The sequence below is a fragment of the Pseudomonas sp. SJZ131 genome, from assembly GCF_007828705.1.
Taxonomy (GTDB): Bacteria; Pseudomonadota; Gammaproteobacteria; order Pseudomonadales; family Pseudomonadaceae; genus Aquipseudomonas; species Aquipseudomonas prosekii.
Genome location: NZ_VIVC01000003.1, coordinates 516,193 through 528,879, shown reverse-complemented (window position 1 = coordinate 528,879; position 12,687 = coordinate 516,193). Strand labels below are relative to the sequence as shown.

Sequence of the window (12,687 nt, the reverse complement as noted above, 5' to 3'; positions counted from 1 at the left end):
TCATCAGCATCGCGCTTACCTATGGTTTAACTTCCCGCAGGATGCAACAAGGCCTGGGCGGGATACTTTCATTATGCATGCTTAAAGTATGAAATATCTTTTCGTTTTAATTGGCTTGTTTTCGACCCTTGCATGGTCAGTTGAAGGTGAGTTTTGCAATGCTGATACAGACTCTAAAAGCTTTATAACAGACTGGAAGTTGGGTGATGGCAAAACCAAGGTTCTTGCTACGATAAGTTCTACCGAGTTTATTACAGATCATGGGAGAATTGTTTATACCGGCGACCTCAGCGGAGACAGTAATGATGACTTTATTTACGAGGCATCTACAGGGGCAGGGTCTAGCGGAGACAGAGTTTTTAGCTTTTTACTTCAATGCCACGGTTACCTTAAATTGGTAGGTAGTGACTATTTTGCCAAAGTTGAAGTTCTGGATTCTGATAAGAGCAGTGGCGCCAAATTTAAAAATATAAAAATATATTCCTATAAGCGAAATCCGGATGGAAGTATTCAGCAGAAAGGTGGAGATGCATTAGTGACTCCTCATGTTTGGAAGTTCAATCCGGAAACTAAGAGATACGAAGGAGCATCTGAGTAAGCATTTAGTCGCGATTCTGAATCTGGCAGATGCGTATTGAGATATAGATATGAAGGGTGATGTATGCCCACTGTAAAAAGAATTTTGAGAGCGACGTGTGTGAAATTTAATATTATTTTTTCTTTTCTTCTTTTGGTTTGCGCGGCTCCGGTGTTGGCAGATAATAAAAATATGGTCTGTGATCCGGATAGTAACGTGTGTTCTGTTGCTGTGACTAATAATTATCGCGCTTCAGGCGAAGTTGCAAAGACAAAATGGGATATACGTTCAGGAACATATGTCTTGAGCTGTGAGTGTGATTGCACATCTCAGGAAAATAAATTTTGGTTGATCGATACTGCTGGAAACTCTCCCGTGAAGACTATTGAGAGCAGTAAGATAGTTAGCTCTATTGATATAGGAAAAAACAAAGCCAGCGTCCCTGATTCGTTTGGATTGGTACCTTATTGTAAAAATCCTCAAGTGAACTCAGATGTATTAATTAATCTACAAAAGATTCCTGGCCCTGATGGAGCGACACAACCGTATTGCTATTCGGTCGAAAAATCGATCGCGGCAGACGTTTGCACTACGTCGGATTGCGAAGCTAAAAAAAATCTGGTAATGCGAGACTTTGCCAAGTTGAAAGATGAGTCTTTATCTGAGTTTAAGAATGCTACGGCTAGACTCTATAAGGAAAAGGTTAGGTTTCAAAATTTCCCTAAGGAGCAGTTTGTTGCGCTGTATGTCAGCAACTTTGGCTATTCTAAATCTGATCAGCAGTCGTATAATGATATTGCATACTACTGGCAGCAGGCGGGCTTTAATGATGATGCAATTTGGTTGCTGGAGAAAGTTATCTCCGGTAGTCCCGATCGTGTGGTTGCTTACTTAAATATTGCGGATGCATATTGGTCGAAGGGTGAGAAGAACAGAGCGTCAGATAACTATAAAAAATACATCGATTTGATGATGGTGTCAGGCAAGAAACAAAAAATTCCTGAGCGCGCCACTAATAGAAGCAAATAATACGAGTAAAAGTATTAGATTTATTTTAGTGAAATATCTGGAGGTATGGATGTGATCAGAAGGAATTGAATTTTCGGCGAAAGCGCTGAGCCCGACCTGGAAGACTACGACTACCCGGGCCGTTTCATCGACCGCGCGCGCGGCAAGTTCCTCAGCCAACGCGCCCTCGAAAGACACCGCGCCGACTATTTACAAGCGAGGGTAACGGCTTGCCGACCGCAAGAGTGAAGTGCGGATGGATGATCACCTGACGATTGGGCAGAACCAGCATGTGAAGTTGGGGACTGCGCAGCTGACGAGTGTCGGGAAAGAGATACATCTGAAGGCTAGGGACAAGATTGTTATTGAGGCGGGGATGGAGCTCACGGTTAAGGCCGGGGGGAGTTTCATCAAGCTGGATGCCGGTGGGATTACGGTGGTTGGGCCGGTGATCAAGATTAATGCGGGCGGGTCGGCAGGTTCGGGCACGGGGATCTGGATTAAACCGCCGGTGCTGCCGGGGGCTGCGGATTCTGACATTGCCGGCAAAGTACCGCCTCAGGCTCTCGGCAATACCCCCGCGCCGATGCCGCCACCGCCAGTGTGCAAGGAATGCCTGGCACGGGCCAAACGTAATGCTCAGGCTTTGGCCGCACGATAAGGGACGACATCATGCATAAAACTAACGCGCACTGGCTCGACGAGTTATGGGTCAACGCCCAGCAACTGCAGCACCAGCACCTCGACCTGCTGATCGACGCCACCAGCCTCGACTATCCCTTGCTGCAAGAACTGGCAGAGCAAACCGACGCGCCGAAACTGGCCAAATTGTTCGAAAACACCCCGGAAGTCGCCATCGCCGATTTCGGCCCGTTGCTGCTGCGCGTGGAAACCTCCCAACGGCCCTGGCTGAAAACCTTCATCAGCGCCGTCGACTGCAACAAACACGTCGTCGCTCTGTTCAGCCCTTGGGATTTCGAAGCACTGGCCAACCATCTACGCGGCTTCCTCCAAGCGCAATGGAACCAAGGCCGTTCGGAGGGCGTGCTGCGTTATTACGACCCGCGCATGTTACTGCCGGTCGTCGAAACCCTCACGCCTGTGCAGAGCAACGCCTTCCACGCAGCCGTCATTTCCTGGCACTGGCTCGACCGCGATCAACACCCGCAAAGCCTGCCGGGCAACTACATCCGCCACGCCCGCGTCCCACCCAGCGCCCCCGTCATGTTCGACCACCCACAAGTGGCCAATTTGCTCGTATGGAGCGAAGCCCATGCCTACCGCATCGATCACTGCGCCATCCCGCAGCGCTACGGTCTGAGCCGCAATGAAAGCCTGATTCGTCATCTGTACCGCAGCCAATTGGCGGCGAGTCAGAAAGGACTGAAAGAGCCGGAAGAGCGGGAGTCGTTTATTGATCAATGGTTGGTGGAGAACTCGGCGTTTGTGATTGATGAGCCGGTTAGGGAGTTGATTTGATGAGTGGTGTGGCGGGGGTTGCAGGGCAGGCGGTGCGTTCCTGGCTAGTCCGTGGGTGGGTGTTGGTGGCGTTAGTGGGGGTGAGTGGGTGCCATGCTCATCCTGAAATGGTGTCCGCATCGGTCACTGGTTATAACCATACCTCCGCAGAAATTATACGGTTCAGTATCAATGGCGCTGGCGGTCCTAGCATTCCACCCAATCAGGCTGGAGGTGAAGTTTGCTGCGGCGTACTTCCTGTTCAATGGACCTCTGAACTTAGAGCGTTTATCGAATGGAACAAAGACCCAAAGCCATACGAATCCCTAGAGCGTGATCAGTACGGCCAAATTGTCAAAGAGGCGGCTATTCGCCACACCGTTGGCTATTCTCATCACTCAGCTACTGTAGAAATTCCTAAGTACGCTGAAGAAGTTTGCGCTTTGCAAGTTCACTTTTTTCCTTGCGATCAAGTAAGAGTGTCCACGACTTGTCATACCTCCGGGCATCCGAACTATCCCGACAAGGCTTATTTCCATGTAAAGGAGTCGACGACATGTCCGGTTCTTTAATTGGGCTTTTTAGGGACTTCGGATCTCGGAGTTATGGTGGATTGCTTTGCCTGAGTCTGTTGGTATTAAGCGGTTGCCATACGCAACCCGAAATGGTGTCAACACCTGTAACAGGGTTTAATCATACTTCGGCCAGTATCATCAAGTTCACCGTGAATGGTGCCGGGGGACACAATATTTCGGCATTTCAAGGTGGAGGGAGTCAAGTTTGCTGCAGCATGCTCCCTGCTCAATGGAGTTCGGGGCTTAGGGCGGTCGTTGAGTGGGATAAAGATCCTAATCCCGATAAATTTGTTAAGCGTGATAAATATGGGCAAATTGATCAGGAAGACTATAAGAAGCACGCAGTCAATGTCTCTCACCACAAAGCGACTGTTGAAATTCCACAATACGGTAGTGAGTTTTGCGCGCTTCAAGTTCACTTTCTTGCTTGTGATCAGGTGAGGGTCTCCACGACTTGCTTTACACCGAAGCACCCGAATTATCCCGACAATGTTTATTTTCGGATAAAGGAGACGGCGACATGTTCGGCAATTTAGAGAGGTTCGTGAACCTGATGGCGAAAAAAATATAATTTTTATCTCGCTAACAAATATTTAAATTCTCAGACAGCATCAACCCGGTTCTCCGGGCATTTAAAAATCACCCGTTGAACATGGAGGGCCGAAGGTATGTTGAATCTTATAGGTAAATGCGTCGGCAGGTGTTTTGGGAAGTCATTTTCATTTGTCAGATTATTCCGCTGGTCAGATATGAACGTTCTATCCCGGGCCGGAAAAGAAATTAGGAAGCGATTTGTACGAGTGGTCTTGTCGCTAGCGGGCGTATTAACCATAATTGCCTGCCAAGCAGAGTCAAAAATGCTCCCTACGTCGGTTACAGGCTATAACCATACTTCCGCCGCTATTAATAGATTTACCGTCAATGGCACTGTAGGACCGAACATAGGCCCGCATCAAGGTGGAGGAAGCGAAGTTTGTTGTGGTGTTATACCAAGGGTATGGACTCTTGGATTAAGAGCAATTGTTGAGTGGGAGGCGGATCCTAATTCAAACTCATCAACTAAACGGCCCCCTCTTGGTACGGACGCCTTTCGTGCAGAGTTAAAAAAGCACGCTGCTAAATATACTCACCACACAGTGACTGTCGACATTCCGAGGTATGAAGTCGCAGGATCTTTAAAAGTGCATTTTCTTCCATGTGATCAAGTTCGCGTATCCGCTGACAACATTAAGCGCGGAGAGCCAGACTATCCATATAACTTTCCAATGAATATGGAGGAGCCGATGATATGTCCTGGTTCATGAGTCACGGTTGCGCCAAGGTTGGCCTGTTAATGGTGGGGTATTGGCATTGGATGCCTGCAAGAAAGGCTCGATAATGCTCGATATATCAGTGACCGGTTTTAACCACACCTCCGCGGCGATCAACTGGTTTAGCCTCAACGGCGCTGGGGGGGAGGGAATGTGGGCCGCATCAAGGTGCGGCAGTGAGGTGCGCTGTGGGATGGTGCCGCAAGTTTGGGGGCCGGGTTTGAGCGTAAAGAGGACGGATTTATTTTCGTTCTTTTTCGTCACCGTGGACCCTGAGTCCTCTGGATCAAGTAATCAATATATGCAGCGCTCACTGCCCATGTAGGTGCACCAAATTCAACAATCGCTTCAGCGCAAGGGGATTCGAGAAAATGAAGGGGGACAGGTTTATCTGTAAGCGAGATGCTGTCTATCGAAAAAATAAATCTGTCCCCTTATCTTTGACGTGCAGCAGGGCGTGGCAGATCGATTTGACTCAGAAAAAACGAAAGCACAGGGGCGTTTAAAAGATGAAAGCGGCTACTAAATTCTTCATGTTTGCTTTTGCTCTATTCTTTGTTGGCGTTTCAATAGCTCAAGATAGTTTGTCACTGTACGCTTCATCCTCAGGAAGTGCGGCAATAACCGAGCATAAAGGAAGTGCTTCGCTACTTGTTGTTGCAGGTGAGAACGACGCTGGCGAAGCTACTTCAGGTAGTTGCGTAATCGCGGCAAGCCTGACGGCTGTAAAAGGAGGTTTTAAAGGGGAGTTTATTCCGGTCAATACGGCACTTACCAGTTATGGTAATGACCAGGCGGAAGGAAAAAGGCTACAGATTGAAAATAGTAATAATTCAATCACTATAAATGACGCCGATTATATTGGTATATGTGCATTAGACAGTAGTTTGATTAATCGGTACGAGCAAGTAACGCCTGCAGACAGGCGACATAAACATGTATTCGCGGAAATGATCGATCTTGCTCATGCGGATGCTCTGTACTTATTTAAGAAAGGACAGAAAGAAGAAGCAATTATGGAACTGTCTCCTTTTGTCGAAAATTATCAAAAAGCATGGCTGTCAGATAAAGAGTTGGGCGACGCAGTAATTTCCGCGATAAATGATTATGGCTATTTTCTACAAGAAAATAATAAATATTTGGAATCTATTCCGTTTTTGAATGATGTCGTGGTAGCTCAACCGAAAAGAGCCGCAGCTTGGTTGAATTTGGCGGACTCTAACTGGGCGATTGGCGAAAAGAGTGACGCTGTAAAACAATATGCGGAATATAAAAGGCTGATGATAGCTAAGAATAAAAAGTCAAAGATTCCGCCGCGAGTATTTGAGCGTGTTTCTACATCCATATAATTTTTCAATTGTGTCATAAAGGGCGTAAATAGAACGGATTTGTTTCCGTTCTTTTACGCCGCCGTGGATCTGAGTTCTTTGGGATCCATTAATCAATATATGCAGCGCTCACTCGCCAAGTAGGTGCACCCAAATAAACAATCGCTTCAGCGCAAGGGCTTCGAGAAAATGAAGGGGACAGGTGTACCTGCGAGCGAGATGATGTCTATCGAAAAAATAAATCTGCACGCTTATCTAACGTATTGCCAGCTACGCCACTAAATTTGAAGCTATTTTTAAAGCTACATCCGTAGCGCCAGAGACTCGATAAAATGATAAGCATAAATTTGTTCTCACTTCTCTTCATAAGCCTTTCGGCTACTGTGTCCGCTACTGAAAAAGTCCCCTCCTCATCGGCTGATGTTTATGAAGTTAGTGCGGAAAATCAAAGCCTGAAAATCAGCTGGGCGGGCGGAAGCCAGACAGTTGACGGGGTTATTGGCGATAAGGGCGAGGTAACACGAGAGCTCGTTGACTTCAATGGCGCCAGAGCCTTGCATTACGAGAATCTAGCATCCGCGACTCCGTTTGAAGCTTATTTTACTCTGAGTAGACAAAAAGACCGCGCAGTCATCGATTGTGTATATACAAACATACGTAATGATCGAAACGGAATTCTAATTAGTAAAGCAGTTTGCGGTCTTGAAAGGCCGCTAACCGAAGATTATGAAGAGTCGATTTATGCATTCTCTGATGCGTGGAAAGATGCAACTGGGACTATCTCGATTACCTCTCTGAGCAATACTCCGGCGATACCATTGAATGTGGATGAAGCGCAATACAAAGACATTCATCTGGTCCGCACTTATAAAGCGCAAAGTAATTTGTTGTCTGAGGCGCCATCAGTCGCGATCAAGAAAGGCAGCACTCAGCACCAGTTTGTAGTCGATACGATTTTTTCTGTCTATAACGTGAATGATTTGAAATCGCCTAAATACTTGGATGTCGCTACAAAAGGTATCGAAAATTCTTTTACACGCTATGATTACGCAGGATTGAAAGCGTTGTTGAAGTGATATGGGCACATAGAAGGGACAAGTTTTACCGCTGTTTTTAAAGGCCAGTCGCTTCTGTAAATCTCGCGGTGCAGCTAGTAACCGTAAAAGGGGACATTAAGTCCCCTTCGTACGTTTATTACGCCGTAGCCACGTGCCGACCCTTTGGATCAGGCGAATCAATTTGATCCAGCGCTCGTTCCACCATCAATTGCACCCCGTCGGCCAATCGACTCAGCGCCAACGCTACCGAGCGGCGTGTGCCTTCCACGTCGTCCGCCAGGTCTGCAGCGATGGCGCTGATGGCTAGCAGGTCTTCGGATGCATTGGCCAAAAGTGTTTCGGTGTTGAGGTCGGAGGAGGCGGTGAACAGCGCGCCTTTGCGCGGTTTGGGTTTGGCTTTCGCGTCGGGGTTCGGCCCGAGATGGTAGTCGAGGGCGCGCTCGGCGGCTTCGTGGAGCTTCTTCGAATCGAGGGATTCGTAAGGGGTTATCGATACGTCTTCGGGCGGGTTAGGTGTTGGTTTGAACATAGATGTAGCTCCTGGAATTAAGAGACTGACACCGTTTCGCTTGCACTTCGAAAGAGGTGGCAGCTGTGCGTTGGTGTGCAAGACCGGACCAGGACCCGGCAGATCCGCAGATCTCCGACGCACAGCTGCCATAACGATCCGCGAGGATAGGAAAACACTCGACGAATAGCCATACCATTCATGCACCTGGTCCGGACTTGCACGTCCGAGTCACCGATTTTGCGCTGACGAAAACAAGGTTATCGATGAAACCCAACCTCGCCTAGTTCACGCATAGCCCCACGACTTGAAGGAAATTTCCGAGAGGTTTGCGGGCAGTCACCTCGGAAAAACACCACCCGGATCGGGTCCTACACCACGACGTTTCCTGTCATATAAATCGCCGATTTATTTCCAATCAACAACCGCCATTCACCGATAAACCCTTTAGACTTGCCCCCCTCAAGGAAGACCTCAGGACACGGAATGCCAGTCCCCCAAAATCGCCCTCGCCAAGCCCTCGTCGCGTGGCTATATGCCGCCGCGCTGGTGCATTTATTCGTCAGCCTCATCCTGACCTGGGCCGGCGACTCCGGCCTGCTCGACGGCTACCTGCAAACCATCGAACACGGCTTCTGGCCTGACCTGCCGCCGCGCGCCGCCCGCGAGCAACAAGTCTGGTGGCTGGCCCTGTTCGGCGCCACGCTGCAAAGCTATTCCCTCTATATGTTCGCGCTCGTGCACTTGGGCAATCGCCTCAAAACCTCCATCGCATGGGGCTGGTTGATCGCCGGCATCGTCGTTTGGGCGCCGCAGGACATGCTGATTTCCCTGACCGCGCAGCTCTGGTTACACCTTTGGGTCGACAGTTTCGCGCTGCTCACTTTGCTGCCGCCGCTGGTCTGGCTATATCGCCACGACCGCCGCGCCGCCACTTCAAACCTCACACTGAGGGCCGCCACAAATGGCTGATTTTTCACTTCTCGATTGGGCGGTCACGCTACTGATTGCGCAGGCCATTCTGGGTGCGCTGGATACCATCTATCACCACGAGCTGACGGTCGCGCTGCCGTATCGGCACAGTGCGCGGCTGGAGTTGTCGATCCACGCGATGCGCTCGTGTTTCTACGGGATTCTGTTTCTCGGCATGGCGCATCTGGCGTTCCAAGGCACATGGGCGATTGTGATCGCGCTGCTGTTTGCCCTGGAAATTTGCCTGACGCTGTGGGATTTCGTGGTTGAGGATCGCACTCGCAAACTGCCGGCCATCGAGCGAATCATGCACACCGTTTTGGCGGTGAATGGCGGCGCATTTTTCGCGTTGTACGGCGTGCAACTGGCGCAGTGGGCGAGTCTGCCGACCGGGTTGAGCGCGATTGATTTTGGCTGGCGTGGCTGGTTGCTGACGCTGTTCGCCGCCGGCGTCACGGCTTCGGGCATTCGCGACGGTTTAGCGGCGTGGCGCATGCAGCGCGAGGGTAAACCGTCGAACCCGTTTGCCGGTGGCGCCTACAAACGTGTGCTGGTGACCGGGGGCACCGGGTTTATCGGCGAAGTGCTGGTCAATCAATTGCTCGACGCGGGGCACACGGTCAGCGTGTTGGCGCGCGATCCATTGAAAGCGGCTTACCTGTTCGATGGTCGCGCGCGGTGCGTGCGTTCGCTGAGCAAACTCGGCTACGACGAAACCTTCGACGTGGTGATCAACCTCGCGGGCGCGCCGGTCGCCGGGCCGCGCTGGAGTGCCAAGCGACAGGCGCAATTGATCGCCAGCCGGGTCAACACCACCGAGGCGCTGATGGCCTGGCTGAAAAACGCCAGACACAAACCGGCGTTGTGGATTCAGGCCTCGGCCATCGGCTATTACGGCGTGCGTGATGCCAGCGAAAGCCTGGATGAACAGGCGAGCAAGGGCGACGGCTTCATGTCCGAGCTGTGCGCGCGCTGGGAAGCCGCCGCGCGACCGGCAACCGAGTTCGGCGTGCGTCAGGTGGTGTTGCGCTTGGGCGTGGTGTTTGGCCCGGGCGGCGCGTTATTGCCATTGCTGATTCCGTTCCGTTTGGGTTTCGGCGGGCGCATGGGCGATGGCCAGCAGATCATGAGTTGGGTGCATCGCGACGACGTGATTCAAGTGATTGCACGGTCGTTCGATGACAACCATTTGAGCGGCACCTACAACCTCGTCGCGCCGGATGCGGTGAGCCAAGGTGTGTTCGCCGAGCGCGTCGGTAAAGCCCTGAAACGCCCGGTGTGGTTTCACATTCCGGCGGCGCCAGTGCGAGTGTTGGCGGGTGAAATGGCCCAGTTGTTTTTCGACGGGCAGCGTGTGGTGCCGAGCCGATTGACCGAGGCCGGTTACACGTTTCGTTATCCGACACTCGACGCTGCCCTGCGCGATCTGGCCTGAGGACTGTTCATGAGCAAGCCGCTGATGTACCTGCTGGCCGGCAATGGCAGCGCCGCCGATTGGTGGGATGACGCGCTGCCGCATTTTCAGCGCTACCAGGTACTGCCGCTTGAGTTGCCGGGCTTCGGCGACAATCCGCAGGCGCCGTGCGAAGACCTCGCCGATTACGCGCGAGCCTTGCTGGCGATGACGGTTGAGGGCAGCGCGATCATGGCGGTCGGGGTCAACGCGTTGTTGGTGCTGCATGCGCTGCAACGCAAGCCGGGGCATTTTTGTCGCAGTGTGTTGCTGGCGCCGGTCGGCGCGTTTCTGTGGCAACGACGGCTGCCGGCGCTGATGTCGCCGCTGCCGATCCGCAAGACGATTCATTGGTTGCTGTCGAATAAACCCGCTGTGTTCGCCCGCAAGTTCTCCAACCAGACCTGGACGCCCGCGCAGTATCAGCGCATGGGCGCCGGTTATGCGCGATGTCGCGCGTTTGTGCCGCACTGGGACCTGGTGCGCGCCGACACCGCGTTGCCGCTGCTGGAGTGGATCACCGACCCGGTCGAGCTGGTTTGGGGTGACCAGGACAACGTGCTCGGCATTGCACAAGCCGCCGCGTGGTCGGCGATTCTGGCCCGCGCAGACCTGACCATCAGCCTGAAAACCGGTTGGGGTCATTACCCGTGGATCGACGCGCCGGCCGAATTCGCCGCGTGGCTGGAGTCGGGCGAGCGTGGATTCGTTGCGCATACCAAGGGTGGCCGTTTACGCCTCGCCGAGTTGGCCGGGCAGGCAGTGCCGCCAGCGCTGTCGCTCAACGATTGTCATGACTCACGGTTGTCGCCATTTCTCACCAGCCAACCGGGTGCCACGTGGGCCGTGCGTTCTTCCAGTTACGGCGAAGATCAGGCCGATGCAGCGAATGCCGGGTTGAGCACCACGTTCCTGCGCGAACCGGCGCCTAATGTCGCTGCGCGCATCAGCGAATTGAGCGCGGCGGGCGTTGAGGAAGTGGTGGTGCAGCGGTTTATCACACCGCAGGTGTCCGGGATCGCTTTTGTTCGGCATCTGTCGGTAGAACTGGAGTGGGTTGAAGGTCATCTGGAGTCGCTGGCCGACGGGCACGTCAGCCCCGAGCGCGCGATCATTTCCCGTCTCGGTGAATCGTGGAGCAGCGAAACATTCAAACCTTCCCATGGCCTGACGGCGGACGCGTTATGGCGCTTTCTGCAAGGCGTCTTGCGGGTGTTTCATTACGTGCCCGGCGACGTCGAATGGGCCTGGGACGGCCAGCAACTCTGGCTGCTGCAATACCGGCCTATCAGCGACTACGGCTGGCGCCGGCACCTGACCGCCGCCAACATCGCCGAGATTCTGCCGCCGCAACCAAGCGTGCTGGTGGAGTACGCCCAGCGCCGTGCGGCGGCGAGTATTCCGGCGATCATGGCGCGGTGGGATTCGCGGGTGTTGCAGGATAACGAGCCGTTTACCGCAGTGTTTGGCGGCGCTTCGTACATCAACAATGATCTGTTTCTGGCGCGACTGGCCGACTGGGGCATTTCCGCCAGCAGCTATGCCGGTGAGGTTGGCGGCGCGACACCGCATCTGCCGTGGCGGCCGCTGCGAATACTGCGTTCGTTGCCGTTGTTTCTTCGCATGCAACGCATCGCACGTGGGCATTTGCTGACGTTGGAAAGGGGTTTGCAACGCTTCGATCAGGAGCTCTGCGAACTCATCGGCCAAGGTGCCGACGGCCAACAACTGGCCGACTGGTTCACCCGGTTTTACGTGTTCGTGGTGCAAGGCAATCTGTGCATCGCCACATCATTGGCCAGCAGCGGCGGCGACCTGCTGGGCCGGCCGCCGACGGCGTATGACGACCTGGAAAACAGCCCGCATCGATTGCCGTCGGAAACCGATCCGGCCACGCCGCGCCCGGCACCGACGGATCTGCCGTTGCAGGCCTTCCCGCAATGGTCGGGGCTTATCCGGGTGGCTCATTCCACCGGCCTGCCGGGCCTGCGTGGCTACTACCTGCAAGTGCGCGAGTGGTACCGCGACAACCTGATGCGGGTGTTTTTTCGCCTGCATCACGCGATGCCGATGGCGGATCGAGCGCATTGGTTCGCGCCGCATCCAGACATCCGCAGCCGCGCCGGCAGCTTCTGGCAGGACGGTCGCGAAGGTACCGAGCAGGCGACGGGTTTTATGATTTATCCGGGGCAGGTGCAGGGGATTCTGGGCGACGACATTTTGCTCGAAGACACCTTGGACCCCGGACGCCACGCGCACTATCAAGCCGCGCGGGCGGTGATTGCGCGCATGGGCGGGCGCTTATCCCATGGCTCGACGTTGTTGCGTGAACTGCGCAAACCTTCGGCGGTGCTGCCTCAGGTCGATGTGGCGTGGCTGGGGTGTGAGGTGCTGTATCGCGATGGTGAACTGACGTTGGTGAAGTAGTTTTTGATGAAAA

General features: G+C 53.1%; 13 protein-coding genes and 2 pseudogenes. 14 read left to right on the top strand and 1 reads right to left on the bottom strand.

Annotated elements, in window-relative coordinates; all coding sequences use genetic code 11:
- The first annotated feature begins 88 nt into the window (after nucleotides 1-88).
- The 11 genes and pseudogenes from FBY12_RS16685 to FBY12_RS16640 all read left to right on the top strand — a co-directional run bounded on the left by FBY12_RS16685 (nucleotide 89) and on the right by FBY12_RS16640 (nucleotide 7,332).
- On the top strand, nucleotides 89-598 hold the full coding sequence (locus FBY12_RS16685; protein ID WP_145254089.1) for a hypothetical protein: 510 nt from the start codon (nucleotides 89-91) through the stop codon (nucleotides 596-598).
- Between the two features lie 99 nt (nucleotides 599-697).
- Nucleotides 698-1,606 carry a tetratricopeptide repeat protein gene (locus FBY12_RS16680; protein ID WP_145254086.1) on the top strand — a complete coding sequence of 303 codons (909 nt, stop codon included), beginning with the start codon at nucleotides 698-700 and terminating at the stop codon, nucleotides 1,604-1,606.
- 87 nt (nucleotides 1,607-1,693) lie between these two features.
- Nucleotides 1,694-1,825, top strand: a pseudogene (locus FBY12_RS27915) (hypothetical protein); the annotation flags it as partial.
- A pseudogene (locus FBY12_RS16675) lies at nucleotides 1,815-2,246 on the top strand (type VI secretion system tip protein VgrG); the annotation flags it as partial. The pseudogenes FBY12_RS27915 and FBY12_RS16675, both read left to right, overlap by 11 nt.
- A gap of 11 nt (nucleotides 2,247-2,257) precedes the next feature.
- Entirely contained in the window at nucleotides 2,258-3,064 is an 807-nt protein-coding gene (locus FBY12_RS16670) for a DUF4123 domain-containing protein (protein ID WP_145254080.1), read from the top strand.
- Complete coding sequence (locus tag FBY12_RS16665; RefSeq protein ID WP_145254078.1) at nucleotides 3,064-3,615, top strand: DUF3304 domain-containing protein; 552 nt, start codon at nucleotides 3,064-3,066, stop codon at nucleotides 3,613-3,615. Before FBY12_RS16670 ends, FBY12_RS16665 begins: the two co-directional genes overlap by 1 nt.
- Nucleotides 3,600-4,154 carry a DUF3304 domain-containing protein gene (locus FBY12_RS16660; RefSeq protein ID WP_145254074.1) on the top strand — a complete coding sequence of 185 codons (555 nt, stop codon included), beginning with the start codon at nucleotides 3,600-3,602 and terminating at the stop codon, nucleotides 4,152-4,154. Before FBY12_RS16665 ends, FBY12_RS16660 begins: the two co-directional genes overlap by 16 nt.
- 132 nt (nucleotides 4,155-4,286) lie before the next feature.
- Entirely contained in the window at nucleotides 4,287-4,922 is a 636-nt protein-coding gene (locus FBY12_RS16655) for a DUF3304 domain-containing protein (RefSeq protein ID WP_306092826.1), read from the top strand.
- Between the two features lie 73 nt (nucleotides 4,923-4,995).
- Nucleotides 4,996-5,253: a DUF3304 domain-containing protein gene (locus FBY12_RS16650; protein ID WP_145254554.1), complete on the top strand. Its 258-nt coding sequence runs from the start codon at nucleotides 4,996-4,998 to the stop codon at nucleotides 5,251-5,253.
- A gap of 184 nt (nucleotides 5,254-5,437) precedes the next feature.
- Nucleotides 5,438-6,277: a M48 family metallopeptidase gene (locus FBY12_RS16645; protein ID WP_145254071.1), complete on the top strand. Its 840-nt coding sequence runs from the start codon at nucleotides 5,438-5,440 to the stop codon at nucleotides 6,275-6,277.
- Nucleotides 6,278-6,603: 326 nt separating this feature from the next.
- Nucleotides 6,604-7,332: a hypothetical protein gene (locus FBY12_RS16640; RefSeq protein WP_145254068.1), complete on the top strand. Its 729-nt coding sequence runs from the start codon at nucleotides 6,604-6,606 to the stop codon at nucleotides 7,330-7,332.
- 118 nt (nucleotides 7,333-7,450) lie between these two features.
- On the opposite strand, the gene FBY12_RS16635 is transcribed toward FBY12_RS16640, so the two are convergent.
- Nucleotides 7,451-7,843 carry a DUF6124 family protein gene (locus FBY12_RS16635; RefSeq protein WP_145254065.1) on the bottom strand — a complete coding sequence of 131 codons (393 nt, stop codon included), beginning with the start codon at nucleotides 7,841-7,843 and terminating at the stop codon, nucleotides 7,451-7,453.
- Nucleotides 7,844-8,308: 465 nt separating this feature from the next.
- On the opposite strand from FBY12_RS16635, the gene FBY12_RS16630 reads away from it, so the two are divergent.
- The 3 genes from FBY12_RS16630 to FBY12_RS16620 are packed head-to-tail and all read left to right on the top strand — an operon-like array spanning nucleotide 8,309 to nucleotide 12,674.
- Nucleotides 8,309-8,794 carry a cell division protein gene (locus tag FBY12_RS16630; protein ID WP_145254063.1) on the top strand — a complete coding sequence of 162 codons (486 nt, stop codon included), beginning with the start codon at nucleotides 8,309-8,311 and terminating at the stop codon, nucleotides 8,792-8,794.
- Entirely contained in the window at nucleotides 8,787-10,229 is a 1,443-nt protein-coding gene (locus FBY12_RS16625; protein WP_145254060.1) for a TIGR01777 family oxidoreductase, read from the top strand. The genes FBY12_RS16630 and FBY12_RS16625 overlap by 8 nt, the downstream gene beginning before the upstream one ends.
- A 9-nt stretch (nucleotides 10,230-10,238) precedes the next feature.
- Nucleotides 10,239-12,674 (top strand): alpha/beta fold hydrolase, encoded by a 2,436-nt coding sequence (locus tag FBY12_RS16620; protein ID WP_145254057.1) that lies wholly within the window; start codon nucleotides 10,239-10,241, stop codon nucleotides 12,672-12,674.
- Nucleotides 12,675-12,687: the final 13 nt, after the last annotated feature.

What these genes read in the sequence shown, in the direction of transcription:
- FBY12_RS16685 (WP_145254089.1), top strand. Translation starts at nt 89, where the DNA reads ATGAAATATCTTTTCGTTTTAATTGGCTTGTTTTCGACCCTTGCATGG.
- FBY12_RS16670 (WP_145254080.1), top strand. Translation starts at nt 2,258, where the DNA reads ATGCATAAAACTAACGCGCACTGGCTCGACGAGTTATGGGTCAACGCC.
- FBY12_RS16665 (WP_145254078.1), top strand. Translation starts at nt 3,064, where the DNA reads ATGAGTGGTGTGGCGGGGGTTGCAGGGCAGGCGGTGCGTTCCTGGCTA.
- FBY12_RS16660 (WP_145254074.1), top strand. Translation starts at nt 3,600, where the DNA reads ATGTCCGGTTCTTTAATTGGGCTTTTTAGGGACTTCGGATCTCGGAGT.
- FBY12_RS16655 (WP_306092826.1), top strand. Translation starts at nt 4,287, where the DNA reads ATGTTGAATCTTATAGGTAAATGCGTCGGCAGGTGTTTTGGGAAGTCA.
- FBY12_RS16650 (WP_145254554.1), top strand. Translation starts at nt 4,996, where the DNA reads ATGCTCGATATATCAGTGACCGGTTTTAACCACACCTCCGCGGCGATC.
- FBY12_RS16645 (WP_145254071.1), top strand. Translation starts at nt 5,438, where the DNA reads ATGAAAGCGGCTACTAAATTCTTCATGTTTGCTTTTGCTCTATTCTTT.
- FBY12_RS16635 (WP_145254065.1), bottom strand. Translation starts at nt 7,843, where the DNA reads ATGTTCAAACCAACACCTAACCCGCCCGAAGACGTATCGATAACCCCT.
- FBY12_RS16630 (WP_145254063.1), top strand. Translation starts at nt 8,309, where the DNA reads ATGCCAGTCCCCCAAAATCGCCCTCGCCAAGCCCTCGTCGCGTGGCTA.
- FBY12_RS16625 (WP_145254060.1), top strand. Translation starts at nt 8,787, where the DNA reads ATGGCTGATTTTTCACTTCTCGATTGGGCGGTCACGCTACTGATTGCG.
- FBY12_RS16620 (WP_145254057.1), top strand. Translation starts at nt 10,239, where the DNA reads ATGAGCAAGCCGCTGATGTACCTGCTGGCCGGCAATGGCAGCGCCGCC.